This window comes from Methylobacterium sp. TK31, from assembly GCF_055361545.1.
In genome coordinates, this window is the sequence record NZ_CM143964.1 from 772943 (window position 1) to 792040 (window position 19098).

Consider the following 19098-nt stretch of genomic DNA (forward strand, 5'->3'; position numbering starts at 1 on the left):
GCACCGGCCTCAACCGACGCGCTGGAACAGAGCGGCGATGTAGCCCACCAGGAGGCCGTGCCCCTCGAACTGCACGTCCACCACCTGCGCCCCGTCCCGGGCCGGCAGGACGTCGACGATGCGACCGGTGGCGTGGCGCCAGATCCCGAGGGCATCGGCCACGTCGAGCCGGGCGAACACAACCTGATCTCCGAGAACCATCGTTTACTCCGATCTGCACGTCTTCGCTGGAGGGGGCGTCGGGGGCGCCGCACCTCTGAGAAGTCTGCCGATCCGGGGCCTCCGGGGTCAATGACAGCGGTTTCCAAAGATCGGCCGCCTGCGGGCACGGCCTTCCTCCCGGACGGGTCCCGGGAGCAGGCTTGTCCTGCGCGGCCGATTCCAGTGGCCTCAGCGGCCCGTCACCAAGATGTCGGGGCGTGCGTCCCCGGTGAAGCCGTGCCGGTTCGGCATCACCACCGCCGGGAGTGCGCCGGCATCCAACACGGCGTCCTGCGGCAGGAGGCCGTTGAGGTGGAGGACGTAGGCGCTCAGGGCGTAGGTCTCGTCTGCGCTGAGGGTTTGCGGCGCGTCGAAGGGCATGGCACGGCGAATGTAGTCGAACAGGGTGGTGGCGTAGGGCCAGTAGCTGCCCACGGTTCGGACCGGCTTCGGCGTGGCGAGAGAGCCCTGGCCGCCGGCCAGCGCGTCGGCGCTGCCGCCTTCGCCCTTCGCCCCATGACAGGCCGCACAGCGCGCCTCGAACAGGGCGGCACCGTCGCGGACGCTGCCGTGGCCCGGGGGCAGGCCCTGGCCATCGGCGCGGACGTCGATGTCCCAGGCGGCCAGGAGCTCCGGTGTGGCCGCACGGCCGATCCCGAGGCGGCCTGACGGGCCGCGCAGGCCGGCGGCGGGTCCGCCGGGATCAGCCAGGGCCGCACCGGTCAGCACGAGGCAGGCGAGGGACCCGAGAAGGCTAACCCGCATGGCTGACGCCTCCATCGGCGGCGATCCGCCAGCCGAACGTCGCGTTGTTGTGGTAGAAGGACTGGGTGCCCCGCACCGCCACCAGGGCGGCGCGATCGGGCTGGACGTAGCCGGTCTCGTCGGTGGCGCGGCTGAGGAGCTGGGCCGGGCCGCCGTCCCAGCGCCAGGGCAGCCGGAACCGGGTGAGGCAGCGCGGCAGGACCGGACCTTCGAGGGTCGCCGCCTGCCAGCGGGCGCCCCCGTCCGCGGAGACCTCGACCCGGGCGATCCGGCCCCGCCCGGTCCAGGCGAGGCCCCGGATCTCCCGGAAGCCCGGCTCGCCCAGGCGCTCGCCGCCCGAAGGCGTGGTGATGACGGATTTGGCCTCCATCACGAAGCTGAACTGCCGGGCCGTGCCGTCCGGCATCAGGTCGGTGTACTTCGCAGTCTCCTCGCGGGTCTGGAACGGCTGGTCGCCGACCTTGAGGCGGCGCAGCCACTTGACGCTGAGGTTGCCCTCCACGCCGGGCACGAACAGCCGCAGCGGATAGCCCTGCTCCGGGCGCAGGCGCTCGCCGTTCTGGGCATAGGCCAGGATCGCCCCGTCGCGGGCGAGGTCGAGGGGAAGGCTGCGGCTCATTCCCGAGGCGTCGGCACCCTCGGCGAGGATCCAGGCGGCCCCCGGCCTCACGCCGACCTCGTCGAGCAGGGTGGCGAGCTCGACCCCGGTCCACTCGGAGCAGGAGAGCAGGCCGTGGCTCTCCTGTAGGGTCCAGGACGGCTTGGCCCCGAGCCAGGGCGTGTTGCCCGAACATTCCAGGAAGTGGATGCGCGACACGGCGGGCATCCGCAGCAGGTCGTCCATAGTCAGGACGAGGGGGCGCTCCACCAGGCCGTGGATCGCCAGCCGGTGCCGGTCCGGGTCGATCGCCGGGACGCCGGCATGGTGACGCTCGAAATGGAGGCCGTTCGGGGTGATGATTCCGTGCAGGTGCTGGAGCGGCGTGCCCGTCGAGGCCGCCCCCGGAAAGGGTGGCGGCGTGCGCGGCCGTCGTCCCAGCCGCTCGAAGGGCGAGGGCTGACCATAGGCCGGCGAGGCCACCGGCGCCCCGGGGGTGCGGCTCCACGGGGGAACCTCCAGGGGCTCGACGGCGCCCGCGGCGCGGGCCGTTGCGGTGAGCCCGACCCCACCGGCGGCGGCGCCGGCGAGGCGGAGGAAACTGCGTCGATGCGCGAGCCGGCGCAGGGCGTCAGGGGGCATGGGACGGAATCCGCACGAGGGTGGGGAGGATCGGGGCACGGAGGCCGCCCGCGACGGAGCGCGGGCGGGCCGCATCAACGGCGCCCCGAAGACCGGCATTCAACCGTATTCAGGCGGGGCGATCAACGAAAGGGTCTTTCGTTTTTCTGTCCGGTGCGAGAGGAATAGCCTCCGCCTCGGCCAGAACTGGAAGCATTCCTCGTCTGGAAGCACGAGCGGGTTCCACCCCCGCGGCTGGCGGGGTCACCGGAGCGGCCGTTCGTCCAAGCGGCGGCCGAGCGGGCCGACCGCCAGGCCAAACCAAGAAGAAGCGGCATTTCCCAGCATCTGAGCCGGAGTTTCGGCGATAAAGTGCGCCTCGCGAGAAATGCTCTCCGGAACCCGAGGCCGGGAACGCAAACCATCTCCGCCACCACTCGAATAAAGACTTCGCTTTTATTGACGCGCCTCGGACCCAGGATAACATCTTCGTCATCGATCCGGAGCGCGCTGTCGACCCGGATCGCCGCATATCTCCTCGGACGAGGCAGCTTCTCCGGGCAGGATCGCCTCCTCGGAACAAGATTACTGCCCCAAGCGAGACAGTGTCTCCCAACAAGTCAGCGGCGGGCCAGATGACGACCAGACGACACACCTTCCTCTCGCGGCGGCTCGCCGGGGCCCTGCTCGGTGGACTGGCGCTCTGCGCGACGCTCTCCGGCGCCGCGGCGGCGGCCGAGGGCCAGCTGCGGATCGCCAAGCAGTTCGGCGTCGTCTACTTGCTCCTCAACGTGGTCGAGGACCAGAAGCTCATCGAGAAGCACGGCAAGGCGGCCGGCCTCGACATCAAGGTCGACTACGTCCAGCTCTCGGGCGGGTCCGCGGTCAACGACGCGCTGCTGTCCGGCAACATCGAGATCGCCGGGGCCGGGGTCGGTCCGCTGTTCACCCTCTGGGACCGCACCCGGGGCCGGCAGAACGTCAAGGGCGTCGCCTCGCTCGGCAACTTTCCCTACTACCTCGTCACCAACAATCCCGCGGTGAAGAGCATCGCCGATTTCGGCGAGAAGGACCGGATCGCGGTGCCGGCGGTGGGCGTCTCGGTGCAGTCGCGCATCCTGCAATGGGCCTCGGCCAAGCTCTGGGGCGACAAGGACTTCGCCAGGCTCGACCGGATCAGCGTCGCGGTCCCGCATCCGGAGGCGGCGGCCGCGATCATCAAGGGCGGCACCGAGATCTCCGGGCATTTCGGCAATCCGCCCTTCCAGGACCAGGAACTGGCGGAGAACCCCAAGGCCCGCATCGTCCTGAATTCGTACGACGTCCAGGGCGGCCCGTCCTCCTCGACGGTGCTCTACGGGACGGAGGCGTTCTACAAATCCAGCCCGAAGACCTACAAGGCCTTCCTGGACGCGCTCGACGAGGCGGCGAAGTTCATCACCGAGAACCCCGACAAGGCGGCCGAAATCTACGTCCGGACGACCAGCAGCAAGCTCGATCCGGCGCTGCTCAAGACAATCATCACCAACCCGGCCGTGACCTTCAAGGTGGCGCCGGAGAATACCCTCGGGCTGGGCCAGTTCATGCATCGGGTCGGGGCGATCAAGTCCGCGCCCCAGGCCATCGGCGACTACTTCTTCGCCGATCCGCGCATCGATACCGGCAGCTGAGCGGCCCGCGATGATCTGCGCCGCCACCCTGTCCGACCTGTCCGTTCTCGAACTGGCCGAGCCGCGCCCGCGCGACGGCGGCCGGCGCGACGCCGCCCCCGCCCGGCCGGCACCGGAGCCCGCGCCTCCCCCCGCGCTCGACCCGTCGCCCCTGCTGCAGATCCGCGGCGTCACCCTGGAATACCGCACGCCGCAGCGGGTGGTGCGGGCCACGCACCGGATCGACCTCGACATCCATGCGGGCGACCGCTTCGTCCTGCTCGGGCCGTCGGGCTGCGGCAAGTCCACCCTGCTGAAAGCAGCGGCCGGCTTCATCACGCCGGTGGAGGGCGCGATCACCCTGGCGGGCGCTCCGGTGCGGGCGCCCGGGCCCGACCGCATCGTGGTGTTCCAGGAATTCGACCAACTGCCGCCCTGGAAGACGGTGGCGCAGAACGTCGCCTTCCCGCTGCGCGCCGCCAAGGCGCTCGGCCGGCGGGAGGCGCAGGAGCGCGCGCGCCACTACATCGACAAGGTCGGGCTCACCCCCTTCGCCGACAGCTACCCGCACCAGCTCTCGGGCGGCATGAAGCAACGCGTCGCCATCGCCCGCGCCCTGGCGATGCAGCCCCGGGTGCTGATGATGGACGAGCCCTTCGCGGCGCTCGACGCCCTGACCCGGCGGCGGATGCAGGAAGAGCTGCTCGCCCTCTGGGACGAGGCCCGCTTCACCCTGCTCTTCGTCACGCATTCGATCGAGGAGGCGCTCGTGGTCGGCAACCGGGTGGCCCTGCTCTCGCCCCATCCCGGCCGGGTGCGGGCCGAGTTCAACAGCCACGCGTTCGATCTCTCCAGCATCGGCAGCGAGGCCTTCCAGGGAGCGGTGCAGCGGCTGCACGCGCGCCTGTTCGAGACCGACGCCCCTGCGGAGGCGGCCCGATGAGCGCGTCCGCGACCCGCCCCGATCGCTTCATCCAGAACCGCATCCCGCGCGATCTGGTACCGCCGGTCCGCCCGGAATACGACCGGGTGCTCGCGCCCTTCGTGGAGGCACCGGTGGAACGCACGCTGCCGCTCGGCGCGCGGCTGTGGCAGCGGGACTGGCTGCGCAAGGGCCTGATCATCGCCGCCCTGGCGCTGGTCTGGGAGGGGCTGGCGCGCTGGCAGGACAACGACCTGCTGCTGCCCGGATTTCTCGCCACGATGTCGGCCCTCTTCGACGGCCTCGCCAACGGCGAGCTCATCGACCGAGTGTGGATCTCCCTCACCGTGCTGGTGCAGGGCTACCTCGCCGGCATCGTGCTGGCCTTCGGGCTGACGACGCTCGCGGTCTCGACGCAGTTCGGCCGCGACCTGCTCTCGACCCTGACGGCGATGTTCAATCCGCTGCCGGCCATCGCCCTGCTGCCGCTCGCCCTGCTCTGGTTCGGCCTCGGCTCCGGCAGCCTGATCTTCGTGCTGATCCACTCGGTGCTGTGGCCGATGGCGCTCAACACCTATGCGGGCTTCCAGGGCGTACCCGAGACCCTGCGGATGGCGGGGCGCAACTACGGCCTGCGCGGGCCGTCCTACGTCCTGCAGATCCTGATCCCAGCCGCCCTGCCGGCGATCCTGTCCGGCCTGAAGATCGGCTGGGCCTTCGCCTGGCGCACCCTGATCGCGGCCGAGCTGGTGTTCGGGGCTTCCTCGGGGCGGGGTGGCCTCGGCTGGTACATCTTCCAGAACCGCAACGAGCTCTACACCGACCGGGTCTTCGCCGGGCTCGTCCTGGTCATCGTCATCGGCCTCGTGGTCGAGAACCTCGTGTTCGCGGCCTTCGAGCGGCTGACCGTGCGGCGCTGGGGCATGGCCCGCTAGGATAGGGCTCGGTAGAGTATGAGGCGACACGCGGTGGCGGAGCAGGGCCCATTCCGATGAACACCTATGCGTCCGGGTTCGCCGGCGGCGCGCTGGTCGGCCTGTCGGTGGCGCTCCTGATGCTCCTGAACGGGCGCATCGCCGGGATCAGCGGCCTCGTGGCCGGCCTCGGCCGGGATCGGGGCCTGCGTCGGTGGGTCGATGCCGCCTTCGTCGCCGGCCTGATCGCCGGTCCGCCGGTCTTCGCCCTCGCCACCGGGGCCTGGCCGGCGATGCGCTTCGTCGCTTCCCTGCCGGTGCTCGCCGTCGCCGGCCTCCTCGTCGGGTTCGGCACCCGTCTCGGCTCGGGCTGCACCAGCGGCCACGGCGTCGCCGGCCTCGCCCGGCTCTCAGCCCGCTCGCTGGCGGCGGTCCTGACCTTCCTGGGGACCGGCATGCTCACCGTCGCCCTGTTGCGGGCGCTGGCGTGAGCGCGGCGCTCCGGCTGCTCGCGGCCCTCGCCGCCGGACTGATCTTCGGGCTCGGCCTGTCGCTCTCGGGCATGCTCGACCCGGCCCGGGTCCAGGGCTTCCTCGACGTGACCGGTGCCTTCGACGGGCGTCAGGCCTGGGACCCGACGCTGGCCTTCGTGCTCGGCGGCGCGGTAAGCGTCGCCGGCCTCGGCTACGCCCTGGCCCGCCGCTTGCCGCGCCCGGCCCTGGCAGCCGCCTACGAGTTGCCGACGAACCGCCGGATCGACCGGCCGCTGATCGGCGGCGCGGCCTTGTTCGGGATCGGCTGGGGCCTGTCGGGCCTCTGTCCCGGCCCCGCCGTGGCGGCCCTGTCGACGGGGGCGCTGCCCGTGGCGGTCTTCGTCGCCGCCATGCTGGCGGGCATGGCGGCCCACCAGCGGTTCGTCGCCCGCGCCTGAGCCTCAGCGCACCCGGGGCAGGACATCTACGGCGAAGCGCCGCATCTCGGTCCCGAACGGCTGGAATTGCAGCCTGAAGCGCTCGATGCCGGCCGCATGGAAGGCGCGGATGCGGGACGCGAGGGTGTCGTAGCTGCGGACGTGGCCGGCGGCGGTGCCGCCGTTGGTCCCGACATGGCGGGAGGCCGCCGCGTCGGTCTTGGCGAACATCACGCTCGCCGTGTCCGTGCGCGCCCGGGTGTCGGCCCGCAGCGCCGCGTCGCGGTCGGGCCAGGGCCAGCAGGCACGCGTGTTCGGCCTGCGCCGCCGCATCGGTCTCGCGGGCGATGACGAAGGCCGAGAGTCCGTAGCGCAGCGGGCCGTTGACGGCGGGCGGGGCGCAGCTGGCAATCCGACACTTCGAAGTGCGGCCCCGCGTGGATGACGCGCCCGCCCCCCTTCGGCCGGCCGACGAGGCAGATCCATTCGGCGGGGTAGGATTAGCGCGCGTCGGGCGCCGGAAAGCGCAGGCCGGCCCGCCCGAACTCGGCCCTGTCCAGGCTTTCACGAGGTTGATGGCGAACCGCCCCCGGGCGATGGATCGGGCGACGAGCACGGCGTCGAAGCCAAGGGCCGCTGCCTGGGCGCGCCCAGGCTTTTCCACCGCGAGACCCACAGGAACAAATCAAGGACAAACGCGAATTCGACGACCGCCGCAAATGGGCGATACCAACGACTTATCGCGATGGGAGGGGTCTGGCGGAGACGGAGGGATTCGAACCCTCGATACCCCTTTCGGGGTATGCTCATTTAGCAAACGAGTGCCTTCAGCCGCTCGGCCACGTCTCCGCAGGCCGTCGATCTAGAATTTCGCATCCGGCGGGTCAAGCTACGATTGGGGTCGCCATCGGGAAATCGGTGCCGTCCCGCTCTGCGTGCCGCCCGGGGCACAGGCGCGACGGATGGCAGGCATGCGGCAACACGGAATCCCGGCGAACCGTCCGAAGGTGCCGCGGCTGTCAGACGCCGGCGAGGCGCTTGCGCTGGACTTTCCCGTTGGCGGTGCGCGGCAACGCCTCGAGGAAACGCACCTCGCGCGGGCACTTGTAGGCGGCGAGCCGATCGAGGCACCACGCCAGGATGTCGTCGACCTCCAGCACGGCATCGGGCTTCGGCACCACGAAGGCGGTGATGACGCTGAGATCGGCCCGCACGGCCATCTCCGCCACGCCGACCTCGGCGACGCCGGGATGTTCGATCAGGACGCCCTCGACCTCGTTGGGCGAGACCCGGTAGCCCAGGGCGTTCATGAGGTCGTCGTTGCGGCCGTGGAAGGTGAGATAGCCGTCGGCGTCGAGGCTCGCGAGGTCGCCACCGACGAACCACTCACCGCGCATCACCGCCGCCTCCTCGTCGGGCCGGTTCCAGTAGCCCAGCATCAGGCCGGGCTCGGAGCGGTGGACCGCGAGAAGCCCGATTTGCCCGGGCGGAAGCGGCTCGGCCGGCCCCTCCGTCGGCAGGATCGCCACCCGGCGTCCGGGCTGCGGCTTGCCGGGCGAGCCGGGGCGCACCGGGATCGTCGGTCCGCTCGAGACGTAGGTCGAGCACTCGCTCATCCCGAGGGCTTCGTAGAGGGGTTTTCCGGTCGCCCGCGTCCAGGCCGCGAGAAGTTCGGGCGGCAGGGCCTCGCCAGCCGTCACGCCATGGCGCAGCGTGCTGAGATCGACGGCGCCGAGATCGGCATATTTCAGGATCTGCCGGTAAAGACTCGGCACCGCGGCGAACAGCGTCGCCCGGTGGCGGGCGATGAGGGCCGGCCAGACCGCCGGGTCACGCGGACCGTCGTAGAGCACGGCCGTGGCGCCGCAGGCCCAGGGGTCGGTGATGCCGACGCCGAGGGTGTAGGTCCAGTTCATCGTGCCGGCATGGAGCATCACGTCGTGCTCGGACAGGCCGAGCCAGTGCGCATGCATCGGCCGGCGCCCACGGATGGCGCGGTGGGCATGCAGAACGCCCTTGGGCCGGCTGGTCGTGCCCGAGGTGTAGACCAGCGTCGCCGGATCGTCGGCTCCGGTGTCGGCGTAGCCTGCCAGCCCCGGGCCGGCCTTCATGGCCGTGATGTCCTCGGATCGAAGCAGGATGCGGCCGCCGAGCCCGGCCGGATCGATGGACTGGCCGGCGCCGATGACCACCACCGACGCAGCGGCATTCTCCATCAGGAAGGCCGCCTCGGGCTCGGTCAGTTGCGGCGAGGAGGGGAGGGCAACGAGGCCGGCCGCCAGGGCCGCGAAATAGACGAGGACGTAGTCGGCCTCGTTGCCCATGCGGATCATCACCCGAGAGCCGGGCTCGAGACCGAGGGACCGAAGCCCGGCACCGATGCTGCGGACCGCGCGGTCGACCTCGCCGAAGCTCAGGGACCGGACGTCGTGGCCGGCCCCCGCCATGATCAGCGCCGTCTTGTCGGGACGCAGGCGTGCGTTCTCGGCCAGGCAGTAGCGCGCGCCGTTGAACCGGGAGGCCTCAGGGGCAGCGGCGGGGAATGCGGTCAAGCGAAGGCTCCGTAGCGACCCGCGCAGGGAAGCCGAAAGCGGACGCCCCGACAAGGGCGCCCGCCTGCGATCGACCGTTCCGGCGACCGTCCCCGGGTCCGACGTCTCAGCCGGTGATCTCCCGGGCGGCGGTCAGCATCTCCTTCATCGCCTCGGCGGCGGCCTGATAGGCCGGCGTTCCGATGTCCCAGTTACTGACCTTCAGGGCTTCCAGCATCCGACCGGCCTCCGCGAAGGCCTTGGTCTCGGCCGCCGCGAGGCGCGCGAAGGCCGGATGGGCGGCGGGGGCCGTGCCGGCGAGGTCCGCCTTCAGGCTCCGGCCGGGCTGGCCCGAGAGGGTCGCGAGCGACGGGTCCGGCTGCGCCATGCCGACGAGCACACGGGCGAGCTTGCGCTTCCAGGCACCGATATCGGCCGGCAGGCGCACCAGGGCGTAGAGCGGCACGTCACGGGCGTTGGCGTTCAGGGCGGTCTGGCCCGTGGCCTCGGCGCGCACCAAGCGGCTGGTGATCTTCTCGATCTCCTCGTGGGTCTTGGCAGCCTTGGCGGCGATGTTCTGGACGCTGGTGGAAATCTCGGAGGTCGCCGCGCGCTGCTGGCCGAGCATCTGGGAGATCGCCTGGTTGAGGTCGCTCGCCTGGGCGATGCGGGCATTCGTCTCGACGATGCGGTGCTCGAGCTGGTCCACGATGGTCCGACCAGTGGTGACGGCGCTGCGGCTCTCGTGCACGGCCTCGGAAATCGCACCCATCTCGGCGGTGAGCGTGCTCAGGAGTCCGCGGATCTCGCCGGTGGACTTCGCGGTCTGGGCCGAGAGCGACTTGACCTCGGCGGCCACCACGGAGAACCCGCGGCCGGCCTCGCCGGCCCGCGCCGCCTCGATGGTGGCGTTGAGCGCCAGCAGATTGGTCTGGGCCGAGATCGCCGCGATGGTGGTCGCCATCACCTCGATCTGAGCGATGGCCCGCTCGAGGACGACGACCCGCTCGGAAATCTGCGAGGTGCGATCGTCGATCTCGTGCATCGCCGTGCGCGCCTTCTGGGCGTCCTGGATGCAGGCCTGGGTCTCCGCGAGGGCATCCTGCGCCACGGTCACCACAGTCTCGGAGGTCTGCGCCACCTCCGCCACGGAGGCCGCCATCTCCTCGGTGGCGCCGGCGATCGTCTGGGTGGCGCTCGCCACCTCGCCGACGTCGTAGGTCATCCAACCGGTGTTGGTCGCGGCCTCGGACGCTTCGCGCGCCACGGTGGCGGTGGTGCCGAGGCTGCGCAGGAGATCGGACTCGCGGTTCGCATGCAGCCGTTCGATCGCCGCGCGAAGCGGTCCCTCGGGCAGGTCGATGCCCGCGATGTTCTGGCTCGCCATCAGGGATTCGACGGCCCGGACGAGGCGCGCTTCGTCGCCGGTGCGCGTGGCATCCGGCGCAGCGTCGCCGGCGGGCTGCTTCGTGGCGGAACGAGCGAAGGGGAGGCCGAGCATCGCGGTTGGTCCTGTAGGGTGTAACGCTGTTATCTACCGGTCTTCGATTAATGTATCCTTATTGCGCGAAAACATCCTCACCATGATTTGAAGCCATCCCAGTCGGGCGCCGACGAAACTCGCTGCACCGCAAACAATGAAGCCGCGTTCGCGCAATCGGTGCTTGTTTTCTTCTAGTCGTGCGATGTTCGAGAGCTGGAAAGATTTATAAGGCTTGAACCAAAGCATTAGCCTTCAATTTCCTGGCAGCCGAGATCGCGGGCAATGTTTCCCGACGTCGGCGTCGATTTTCCGACAAGACGGCGCGCCAGGAGGGGCGCCGGAGCTTACGTCTATTTCCGTACCGTCGCGCGATCCGACTGCTCCGCATTCGGGGAGGCGCCCGCGATCAGGCGTTCCTCGGGCACGATGGAATTTTGCCAAGCTGAACTGAAATCGCTCAAGCGGTGACCGAAACCGGCCCGCCCGGTCGGCTCGCCACAGCGACATCTCCAGATTGTAGACCGGAAGCCGCGCTGAGCACGGTTCGCCGGCGCCTGCGGCGGAGGCGCCGGTCAGGCCGAGCGCGACAGGGCGACTTCGCGCGGTCCGATGAGATCGGCCTTGCGCTCCAGCAGGGTCGGCGGGGGAACGGGCGCCTCGATGGTGCAGACGACACCGGTCGCGGCGAACAGCAGCTGAACCTCGCCATCGAGCTCCCGGGCGAGGCTGCGCTCGATCAGACGCGAACCGAAGCCGGTCCGGGTCGGCGGAACGACCGTCGGCCCGCCATCCTCGCTCCAGCGCAGGATCAGGCGGGTCTCCGCCTGCCGCTCCACCGACCAGGCGATCGTGACGGTGCCGCCCTCCTGCGAGAGCGCGCCGTACTTCACCGCATTGGTGCCGAGCTCATGCAGCGCCATGGCGATCGAGAGGGCCAGGCGCGGCGGCAGGCGAAGGGTGGGACCGGATACGAGGAAGCGGGAGCGCTGCCCTTCCGTCGTATCCAGCGGCGCGATGGCATCGGCGACGACGTTTCCGAGTTCGGCACCGTCCCAGCTCTCCCGGGTGAGAACGTTGTGCACCCGCGCGAGGGCGAGCAGCCGCGCCTCGAAGGCGGCGCGGGCGGCGGTGGCCTCCGGCCCTTCCAGTCGGCGCAGGGACTGGCCGGCAATGGACTGCACGGTGGCCAGGGTGTTCTTCACGCGGTGATTGAGCTCGTGGATGAGCAGTTGCTGGTGCTCGGCGGCACGCTTGGCGTCGGTGATGTCGACGTTGCAGCCGGTATAGCCGAGGAAGTTTCCGGTATCGTCGGTGCGCGGGACGCCCTCGCAGCGCAGCCAGCGCACGACTCCGTCCTGGTCGATCACCCGCACGTCGGCCTGGAACGGGACCCGCGCCGCGAAGGCATCCCGGAAGCGCGTCGCGAAGGTCTCGTAGTCTTCCGCGAAGATGATGCGGCGCCAATCCTCGCCGGCCAGCACGGCCGACGTGTGGAGACCGAACATGTGGTCGAAATGCATGTTGGCGAAGCTGATCTGGGCCGTCTCGTCGGTCATCCAGATCAGGGCCGGCGCGGAATCGGCCATGTGCCGGAAGCGCGCCTCGCTCTCGCGCAGGGCGCTCAGGCCCCGCTCGGTCTCGGCGAGGGCGCGGTCGCGCTCGTCGCTGCGCAGGCGCAGGCGCTGCGAGGCATCGGCCAGAACGTCGCCCAGCCGCCGGATCTCGTGGATCGGCGAGGTGATCCGGGGAATGACCTCGCCGCGGGCGAGGGCCGGCCCGGTCGCCGCGAGCCGGCGCAGGGGCCGCGAGACCCGCGACCACAGGTGCACGGCGAGGATGGACGAGGTCGCCAGCACCAGGAGCCCGAACCCGCAGAAGGCCCAGATCCAGTTGCGCAGACGCGCTTCCACCAGGGCCTGCGGGATGATCGCCACCGCCGTCCAGCCGGTGAGACGCGAACGCGCCTCGACGACGGTCACCGGCTTCAGGCGTCGATCCTTGCCCTCCCAGACGTTCGGCGTCGCGGTCTGGTGCTGGCGCAGGGTCGCGAGGCGCGGCGTGCCGATGACGGAATCGGGGTCCGGCACCCGCGCCAGGACGATCCCGTCGCGATCGGAAAGGCCGGTGGTCCAGCCCTCGACGGCTTCCCGGGCGACGAGGCTCTCCAGGCGGCTGATCGGCACCGTGAAGCTGAGGATGTGCCTGACGCCGCCCTCGCCGAGCACCGGCACGGCGACCGCGTAGGTCGCGTCCGTCGGCTTCATGCCCTTGACGTAGCCGGAGACGACCGCACGCTGGTTGCCCGAGGCGATCTCGCGGTCGAACGGCAGACCGCTGCGCGGCAGGGGCGCACCGCGGGGCACCGCCGTGTTCACGACCTGCTGTCCGTCCGGTCGCCGCAGCAGGATGTCGAGGCCGACCGCGTCGCGCACGAGCCGGGCCTGAGCGTCGAAGTTCTCGAACTCCCCGTCCTTCAGCCGCGGCGAGGTCGCGAGGGTCTGGAGCACGGAGACGAGGCCGGCCGTGTCGCGATCGACGGACAGGGCGATGCCCCGGACGTTCTCGCGGGCGTCCTGTTCGAACCGGGCCCGCTCCGTTCCGGCATAGCGTACCAGGAGGATCGCCGTGAAGATCAGTCCCGGTCCGATCAGCGCGATCACCAGGGCGATCAGGTAGACCTGGGTCGAGAACCCGCGCTGGCGGACATGGGCGTAGGCGGAGGCGAGCGACCTCGGTCTCCACCACCGACGCCCCGGGCGGCGCGCGGTCATGGATTGATCGGGAGGCGGGTTGGTCATGGGCGATCGACGCCCACGCGATCGATATGGCCGAGGTCGCGCTCGGGCGCGAGCTGGTCCCGGATACGCTGCTTGAGGACCTTGACGTCGGGGAAGCCGCCGTCACGCGTCCGATCCCAGATCAGGTGGCTGCCGCACTGGATCACGAAGACGCCGCCGGTGCCGGGAATCAGGGCGACCTCGCCGAGATCGTCCCGGAAGGTCGACAGGAGCTCCTGCGCCATCCATCCCGCCCGCAAAAGCCATTGGCATTGCGTGCAGTAGGTGATCGAAACCCGCGGCTTCTCGGGCGATGGGCGGGGCGTTTCGTCCATGGCGGGTAAAGCGACCGATCGCTCACGGCTTGTCAACCGGCGCCCCGTCAACCGGCACGCGCGGCGCCTTGCGGCAGCGACCCGGACACGATCCGCGTCCCGCCGGGTTTCGCGTGCGGCCACGTTTTTCACTGTGCGCCTTTATCGCAGCCGCCGCGTACCTATCTGTCACTCCGCGTCGCAGGGACTTCCGTTCCGCGGCCGCGATCCGCTTCCGAGGAGTCCAAGCATGCGTTCAGGTGTCGTCATCCCGGCGGCGGGGCCGGTCAGGACCTGGCTCGGCCGGATCCGGATCGCGGTCGCGGCCCTTGCGTTCGGCACGACTCTGACGGGCTGTGGTGCGATCAACCGCGTGCCGACCCTGGAGGAGCGGGCGAAATCCTCCTGGAGCGAGGTGCAGAACCAGTATCAGCGCCGGGCGGACCTGATCCCGAACCTCGTCGAGACGGTGAAGGGCTACGCGCAGCAGGAGAAGGACGTCCTGATCGGCGTCACCGAGGCCCGGGCCAAGGCCTCCAGCGTCAAGGTCGATGCCTCCACGGTGAACGACCCGCAGAAGTTCAAGGAATTCCAGGACGCCCAGAACCAGCTGTCCGGCGCCCTCGGGCGGCTGCTCGTCACGGTGGAGCGCTACCCCGACATCAAGTCGAACCAGAACTTCCTCGCCCTGCAATCGCAGCTCGAAGGCACCGAGAACCGGATCGCCGTCGCGCGCCGCGACTACATCGCCGCCGTCCAGGACTACAACACCGAGGTCCGTACCATCCCCGGGCGCTGGATCGCGGCCTGGTTCTACCCCGAGGCGAAGCCGATGGAGACCTTCACGGCGACGCCCAATTCCGAGCGCCCGCCGAACGTGAAGTTCTAGACCGCCATGGGCCGCCCGCGTCCGGGATGGGTCGAGGCGTATCCCGTCCGGGATCTCGCGAAGCGTCTGATTCTCGGGCTCTGGCTCGTCCTCGGTCTCGCGGTGGTTCCGGCCGCCGCGGCCGAGCCGACCTTCCCGTCCCTGACCGGGCGGGTGGTCGACGCGGCAGGCATCCTCAAGCCCGAGGATCGCACGGCGCTGGAGGCCAAGCTGAAGGCATACGAGGACAAGACCTCCGACCAGGTGGTCGTCGCCACCGTACCGAGCCTGCAGGACCGCACGGTGGAGGACTACGCCAATCGCCTGTTCCGCGCCTGGAAGCTCGGGCAGGCCAAGACCAACAACGGGGCGCTGCTCCTCGTCGCCCCGAACGAGCGCAAGGTCCGGATCGAGGTCGGCTACGGACTCGAGGGCGCGCTGACCGACGCCCTCTCGAAGGTGATCATCACCACGGCGATCACGCCGCGCTTCAAGACCGGCGACTATGCCGGCGGCATCAATGCGGGCGTCGACGCCATGCTGTCGATCCTCTCGGGCGACGCCGAGGAGTGGCACCGCAAGGCGGAGGTGCGCAGCGACGAGGCCGATCCCGGGCAGGTGATGATCTTCATCGTGCTGTTCTTCGTCATCCTGTTCGTCGTCTACCGGATGAACCGCGGCCGTCGCGGTAGGGGAGGCGGCTTCATCATCCTGCCCGGGCCCTCCTCGGGCGGCTGGAGCGGCGGCGTTTCGGGCGGCTTCGATGGCGGCGGTTTCTCCGGCGGCGGCTTTTCGGGGGGCGGCGGCTCGTCGGGTGGGGGAGGAGCCTCCGGTGACTGGTGAACGGCATCCCTTCCTCGACGCGGCGGCGCGTGCGCGGATCGCGGAGGCGATCCGCCGGGCCGAGACCGGGACGGCGGGCGAGATCGTCGTGCTGGTGGCCGCCCGCGCCGGTCTCTACCGCTCCGCGCCACTTCTGCTGGCGCTCGCGGCCGGCCTTGCCGTGCCCTGGCCGCTGATCGCGCTGACGCCGTGGAGTGCCGCCGCGATCGCGCTCACCCAGGTGGCCGTGGTCCTGCTGGCCCTGCTGGCCGGCCTGCATCCGCGGCTGCGCATGGTCCTGGTGCCGCGGGTCATTCGCCGCGACCGGGCGCACGAGCAGGCCCTGCGCGAGTTCACCACCCGCGGGCTCAGCCGGACGGCGGGGCGGACCGGCGTGCTCATCTATCTGGCCAGGGCCGAGGGCCATGCCGAGATCGTTGCCGACCATGGCGTCGCCGCGCATGTCCCGGCCGCCGCCTGGGCCGGGGCCATCGAGAGCCTGCTGGCGGCCCTGCGTCGCGGCGAGGCGGAGGCGGGACTGGTCGCGGCGGTCGTCGAGGTCGGGGCCATCCTGTCCGGTCCGCTCCCGCCGGAGGCCAGGCCGGTCGATGCCCTGCCGAACCGGGTCATCGAACTCGATTGAAGCCGGAGGGGCCCCGCGCGCGCGCGGTGACAATCCCCGGATGTGTTATTCAAACCCTAACGATTGGAGCCGCTCGCCTCTGGCCCTTCCGCAAAATTTGCGCGAGAAGAGCCCTTGACGACCTGCCATCAAGGACAGGTCGCTGGAGCGAGACGTCATGAGTGCGGTATCGAAGCACGGGCCCTGGGCCCTCGTGGGAGCGCTGGGGGCGGCGGCCCTCGCCATCGTCGCGACGACCCGCGGCGAGACGGTGAACGCCCTCTGGATCGTGGTTGCAGCGGTCTGCGTCTACCTCATCGCCTATCGCTACTACTCGCTCTTCATCTCCTCCAAGGTCATGCGGCTCGACAACGGCCGCCAGACGCCGGCCCACGTGCACAACGACGGGCTCGACTATGTCCCGACGAACCGCAACGTGCTGTTCGGGCACCACTTCGCCGCCATCGCGGGCGCCGGACCGCTGGTCGGCCCCGTGCTCGCCGCGCAGATGGGCTACCTGCCGGGCCTGCTCTGGATCCTGGCGGGCGTGGTCCTGGCCGGCGCGGTGCAGGACTTCATGGTCCTCTTCATCTCGATGCGCCGAGACGGCCGCTCGCTGGGCGAGCTGATCCGGTCCGAACTCGGCACGATCCCGGGCATCATCGCCCTGTTCGGCACCTTCATGATCATGGTCATCCTGCTGGCGGTGCTGGCGATGATCGTCGTGAAGGCCCTGGCCGAAAGCCCCTGGGGCACGTTCACGGTCGCGGCGACGATTCCGATCGCGATGCTGATGGGCCTCTACGCCCGCTACATCCGCCCCGGAAAGGTCGGCGAGGTCTCGATCATCGGCTTCGTGCTGCTGATGCTCGCCATCGTCTACGGCGGCAACGTCGCGGCCGATCCCTACTGGGGTCCGTTCTTCACCTTCACGGGCACGCAGCTGTGCTGGCTGCTGATCGGCTACGGCTTCGTGGCCTCGATCCTGCCGGTCTGGCTCCTGCTCGCCCCGCGCGACTACCTCTCGACCTTCCTCAAGATCGGCACCATCATCGGCCTCGCGCTGGGCATCGCCTACGTCGCACCGCACATGCAGATGCCGGCGGTGACCAAGTTCGTCGACGGCAGTGGCCCGGTCTGGGCCGGATCGCTGTTCCCGTTCCTGTTCATCACCATCGCCTGCGGCGCGGTCTCCGGCTTCCACGCCCTAATCTCCTCCGGCACCACGCCGAAGCTGATCGATCGTGAGTCCGATGCCCGCTTCATCGGCTACGGCGGCATGCTCATGGAGAGCTTCGTGGCCGTGATGGCGCTGGTCTCGGCCAGCGTGATCGAGCCCGGCATCTACTTCACCATGAACTCCCCGGCCGGCCTCGTCGGTACCACGCCGGAGAGCGCCGCCGCCGCGGTGACGAAGCTCGACCCGGCCTTCACCATCACGCCGGAGCAAATCGCCCAGACGGCCAAGGACGTCGGCGAGCACTCCATCATCTCCCGCGCCGGCGGTGCGCCGACCCTCGCAGTCGGCATGGCGCACATCATCTCCTCGGCCATCGGCGGCAAGGCGATGATGGCGTTCTGGTACCACTTCGCCATCCTGTTCGAGGCCCTGTTCATCCTGACGGCGGTGGATGCCGGGACGCGCGCCGGGCGCTTCATGCTGCAGGACCTGCTCGGCCTCGTCTCGCCGAAGTTCAAGGACACGACCGCCTGGGCGCCCAGCATCCTGGCCACCGCCCTCTGCGTCGGCGCCTGGGGCTACTTCCTCTACCAGGGCGTCACCGATCCGCTCGGCGGCATCTACACCCTGTGGCCGCTGTTCGGCATCTCCAACCAGATGCTGGCCGCCGTGGCCCTGACGCTCGCCACCGTGGTGATCTTCAAGATGAAGCGCGAGCGCTACGCCTTCGTCACGATCATCCCCACCGTGTGGCTCTGCGTCTGCACGCTGACGGCCGGCTGGCAGAAGATCTTCTCGGCGGACCCGAAGATCGGCTTCCTCTCCCATGCCGATCGCTTCTCGGCGGCCATCGCCGAGAACAAGGTGCTGGCGCCGGCCAAGAACATGGCCGACATGCACAAGATCGTCTTCAACGATCGGATCGACGCGGCCCTCGCGGTGCTGTTCGTCGGCCTCGTGCTCGCCATCGCCACCTTCGGCATCATGGCCTGCGTGAAGGCGTACCGCGCCGATCGCTGGACCGCCCTGGAGAGCGGCGGCCCGGCCGCCGTTCCCGCGGAGTAAGCCCCATGGCGCTGTCGTCGACCGAATTGCGGGACCGTCTCAAGACCTTCTCGAAATGCGTCTGCGACGGCGCCCGCCTGATGGTGGGGCAGGGCGACTACGACGCCTACGCCGCCCATATCCGCAAGACGCACGCGGACCAGGAGCCGATGAGCGAGCGGGAGTTCTTCCGGAACCGGGAGAACGCCCGTTTCGGCGTCGGCAACCGCAGCGGCTTCCGCTGCTGCTGAGCGCCAGGGGCCGCTGCCCTGCGAGAAGCTGACCGGGCGGGCGGGCCTGCATGCGGGGCGCTGGGGTCCGGACTCCGGATACGCCCACACCGCTTCCAGCGCACGGACCCGGTCCGGCGCATAGATACCTCCGATCGGACATCATCGACGCGGCGGAAACCTCGGACGCGTTCGACGACGTCCCTCCCCGCGATCCCGAGCAGGCCCTGCTGGCGGCGGGCGAACGCTCGGTCCTCCCCCGCCCTGGTCCTCTGCGTGGCCTGATGGGCCCGACGATCCCGATCCCGACCGGACAGGCGACGATCTCTGCGGATTGTTCCGGGACGACCGAGACCGCGTCAGATATCCCCGTGATCGAACCGATGCGCCGCGCCAGCGCCGATCGAGGGGCCTCGCGACCTTCCTCCGCGGCCGTCCCATGACCTGGGAACAGGCCTGCCAAATCCGCCTGCCGACTGGCGCACGGAACATCCGGAGGGGTCCGCACCGGACGTTGCCGGACGGCATCGGCCGCAACGCCCCGGCGAAACCAGCACAGTAATCGGGCAGCAGCGACAAAGCTTAAGCCGCTGATTTACACCCGGAAACAAAAAACCCGGGTTCAGGCCTCGATTGCGTCGCGGCGT

General features: G+C 70.1%; 17 protein-coding genes, 1 tRNA gene and 1 pseudogene. 10 read left to right on the forward strand and 9 right to left on the reverse strand.

Going from position 1 to position 19098, the window contains the following annotated elements:
- Positions 1-9 precede the first annotated feature (9 nt).
- From ACXJY8_RS03460 to soxC, 3 genes are all read right to left on the reverse strand, one after another.
- A complete protein-coding gene (locus ACXJY8_RS03460; RefSeq protein ID WP_056180629.1) occupies positions 10-201 on the reverse strand; it encodes a hypothetical protein in 192 nt (63 codons plus the stop codon).
- Positions 202-390: 189 nt separating this feature from the next.
- Positions 391-966: a c-type cytochrome gene (locus ACXJY8_RS03465; protein ID WP_463776102.1), complete on the reverse strand. Its 576-nt coding sequence runs from the start codon at positions 964-966 to the stop codon at positions 391-393.
- Positions 956-2206 (reverse strand): sulfite dehydrogenase, encoded by a 1251-nt coding sequence (soxC, locus tag ACXJY8_RS03470; RefSeq protein WP_463776103.1) that lies wholly within the window; start codon positions 2204-2206, stop codon positions 956-958. The genes ACXJY8_RS03465 and soxC overlap by 11 nt, the downstream gene beginning before the upstream one ends.
- 614 nt (positions 2207-2820) lie before the next feature.
- Here soxC and ACXJY8_RS03475 point away from each other — a divergent pair.
- Genes ACXJY8_RS03475 through ACXJY8_RS03495 form a run of 5 tightly spaced genes read left to right on the forward strand, consistent with a single transcriptional unit; the run spans position 2821 to position 6601 of the window.
- Positions 2821-3855, forward strand: a complete 1035-nt coding sequence (locus ACXJY8_RS03475; protein WP_463776104.1) for an ABC transporter substrate-binding protein — start codon at positions 2821-2823, stop codon at positions 3853-3855.
- Between the two features lie 10 nt (positions 3856-3865).
- Positions 3866-4777 carry an ABC transporter ATP-binding protein gene (locus tag ACXJY8_RS03480; RefSeq protein WP_463776105.1) on the forward strand — a complete coding sequence of 304 codons (912 nt, stop codon included), beginning with the start codon at positions 3866-3868 and terminating at the stop codon, positions 4775-4777.
- Positions 4774-5691: an ABC transporter permease gene (locus ACXJY8_RS03485; protein ID WP_463776106.1), complete on the forward strand. Its 918-nt coding sequence runs from the start codon at positions 4774-4776 to the stop codon at positions 5689-5691. Before ACXJY8_RS03480 ends, ACXJY8_RS03485 begins: the two co-directional genes overlap by 4 nt.
- Positions 5692-5747: 56 nt before the next feature.
- On the forward strand, positions 5748-6161 hold the full coding sequence (locus tag ACXJY8_RS03490; RefSeq protein WP_463776107.1) for a YeeE/YedE family protein: 414 nt from the start codon (positions 5748-5750) through the stop codon (positions 6159-6161).
- Positions 6158-6601: a DUF6691 family protein gene (locus ACXJY8_RS03495; protein ID WP_463776108.1), complete on the forward strand. Its 444-nt coding sequence runs from the start codon at positions 6158-6160 to the stop codon at positions 6599-6601. The genes ACXJY8_RS03490 and ACXJY8_RS03495 overlap by 4 nt, the downstream gene beginning before the upstream one ends.
- 3 nt (positions 6602-6604) lie before the next feature.
- Here ACXJY8_RS03495 and ACXJY8_RS03500 read toward each other — a convergent pair.
- From ACXJY8_RS03500 to ACXJY8_RS03525, 6 genes and pseudogenes are all read right to left on the reverse strand, one after another.
- Positions 6605-7250, reverse strand: a pseudogene (locus ACXJY8_RS03500) (LLM class flavin-dependent oxidoreductase); the annotation flags it as partial.
- 87 nt (positions 7251-7337) lie between these two features.
- A tRNA-Ser gene (locus ACXJY8_RS03505) sits at positions 7338-7429 on the reverse strand.
- A 170-nt stretch (positions 7430-7599) separates the two neighbouring features.
- Positions 7600-9132 (reverse strand): class I adenylate-forming enzyme family protein, encoded by a 1533-nt coding sequence (locus ACXJY8_RS03510; RefSeq protein WP_463776109.1) that lies wholly within the window; start codon positions 9130-9132, stop codon positions 7600-7602.
- A gap of 106 nt (positions 9133-9238) precedes the next feature.
- Positions 9239-10612 carry a methyl-accepting chemotaxis protein gene (locus tag ACXJY8_RS03515; protein ID WP_463776110.1) on the reverse strand — a complete coding sequence of 458 codons (1374 nt, stop codon included), beginning with the start codon at positions 10610-10612 and terminating at the stop codon, positions 9239-9241.
- Between the two features lie 554 nt (positions 10613-11166).
- The gene (locus tag ACXJY8_RS03520) at positions 11167-13365 is read right to left on the reverse strand and encodes a sensor histidine kinase (RefSeq protein WP_463776111.1); all 2199 of its coding nucleotides are present in this window, start codon (positions 13363-13365) and stop codon (positions 11167-11169) included.
- 23 nt (positions 13366-13388) lie between these two features.
- Positions 13389-13706: an Rdx family protein gene (locus ACXJY8_RS03525; RefSeq protein WP_463776112.1), complete on the reverse strand. Its 318-nt coding sequence runs from the start codon at positions 13704-13706 to the stop codon at positions 13389-13391.
- Positions 13707-13935: 229 nt separating this feature from the next.
- On the opposite strand from ACXJY8_RS03525, the gene ACXJY8_RS03530 reads away from it, so the two are divergent.
- The 5 genes from ACXJY8_RS03530 (at position 13936) to ACXJY8_RS03550 (ending at position 18472) form a co-directional block, all read left to right on the forward strand.
- A complete protein-coding gene (locus ACXJY8_RS03530; protein WP_463776113.1) occupies positions 13936-14574 on the forward strand; it encodes a LemA family protein in 639 nt (212 codons plus the stop codon).
- Between the two features lie 6 nt (positions 14575-14580).
- Positions 14581-15396 carry a TPM domain-containing protein gene (locus ACXJY8_RS03535; protein ID WP_463776114.1) on the forward strand — a complete coding sequence of 272 codons (816 nt, stop codon included), beginning with the start codon at positions 14581-14583 and terminating at the stop codon, positions 15394-15396.
- Entirely contained in the window at positions 15386-16018 is a 633-nt protein-coding gene (locus ACXJY8_RS03540; protein WP_463776115.1) for a TPM domain-containing protein, read from the forward strand. The genes ACXJY8_RS03535 and ACXJY8_RS03540 overlap by 11 nt, the downstream gene beginning before the upstream one ends.
- Positions 16019-16175: 157 nt before the next feature.
- Complete coding sequence (locus tag ACXJY8_RS03545; RefSeq protein WP_463776116.1) at positions 16176-18242, forward strand: carbon starvation CstA family protein; 2067 nt, start codon at positions 16176-16178, stop codon at positions 18240-18242.
- A 5-nt stretch (positions 18243-18247) separates the two neighbouring features.
- A complete protein-coding gene (locus ACXJY8_RS03550; protein WP_463776117.1) occupies positions 18248-18472 on the forward strand; it encodes a YbdD/YjiX family protein in 225 nt (74 codons plus the stop codon).
- The last annotated feature ends 626 nt before the right edge of the window (positions 18473-19098 follow it).

Coding starts and splice junctions, on each gene's coding strand:
- ACXJY8_RS03460 (WP_056180629.1), bottom strand. CDS start 201: ATGGTTCTCGGAGATCAGGTTGTGTTCGCCCGGCTCGACGTGGCCGAT.
- ACXJY8_RS03465 (WP_463776102.1), bottom strand. CDS start 966: ATGCGGGTTAGCCTTCTCGGGTCCCTCGCCTGCCTCGTGCTGACCGGT.
- soxC (WP_463776103.1), bottom strand. CDS start 2,206: ATGCCCCCTGACGCCCTGCGCCGGCTCGCGCATCGACGCAGTTTCCTC.
- ACXJY8_RS03475 (WP_463776104.1), top strand. CDS start 2,821: ATGACGACCAGACGACACACCTTCCTCTCGCGGCGGCTCGCCGGGGCC.
- ACXJY8_RS03480 (WP_463776105.1), top strand. CDS start 3,866: ATGATCTGCGCCGCCACCCTGTCCGACCTGTCCGTTCTCGAACTGGCC.
- ACXJY8_RS03485 (WP_463776106.1), top strand. CDS start 4,774: ATGAGCGCGTCCGCGACCCGCCCCGATCGCTTCATCCAGAACCGCATC.
- ACXJY8_RS03490 (WP_463776107.1), top strand. CDS start 5,748: ATGAACACCTATGCGTCCGGGTTCGCCGGCGGCGCGCTGGTCGGCCTG.
- ACXJY8_RS03515 (WP_463776110.1), bottom strand. CDS start 10,612: ATGCTCGGCCTCCCCTTCGCTCGTTCCGCCACGAAGCAGCCCGCCGGC.
- ACXJY8_RS03520 (WP_463776111.1), bottom strand. CDS start 13,365: ATGACCGCGCGCCGCCCGGGGCGTCGGTGGTGGAGACCGAGGTCGCTC.
- ACXJY8_RS03525 (WP_463776112.1), bottom strand. CDS start 13,706: ATGGACGAAACGCCCCGCCCATCGCCCGAGAAGCCGCGGGTTTCGATC.
- ACXJY8_RS03530 (WP_463776113.1), top strand. CDS start 13,936: ATGCGTTCAGGTGTCGTCATCCCGGCGGCGGGGCCGGTCAGGACCTGG.
- ACXJY8_RS03535 (WP_463776114.1), top strand. CDS start 14,581: ATGGGCCGCCCGCGTCCGGGATGGGTCGAGGCGTATCCCGTCCGGGAT.
- ACXJY8_RS03545 (WP_463776116.1), top strand. CDS start 16,176: ATGAGTGCGGTATCGAAGCACGGGCCCTGGGCCCTCGTGGGAGCGCTG.
- ACXJY8_RS03550 (WP_463776117.1), top strand. CDS start 18,248: ATGGCGCTGTCGTCGACCGAATTGCGGGACCGTCTCAAGACCTTCTCG.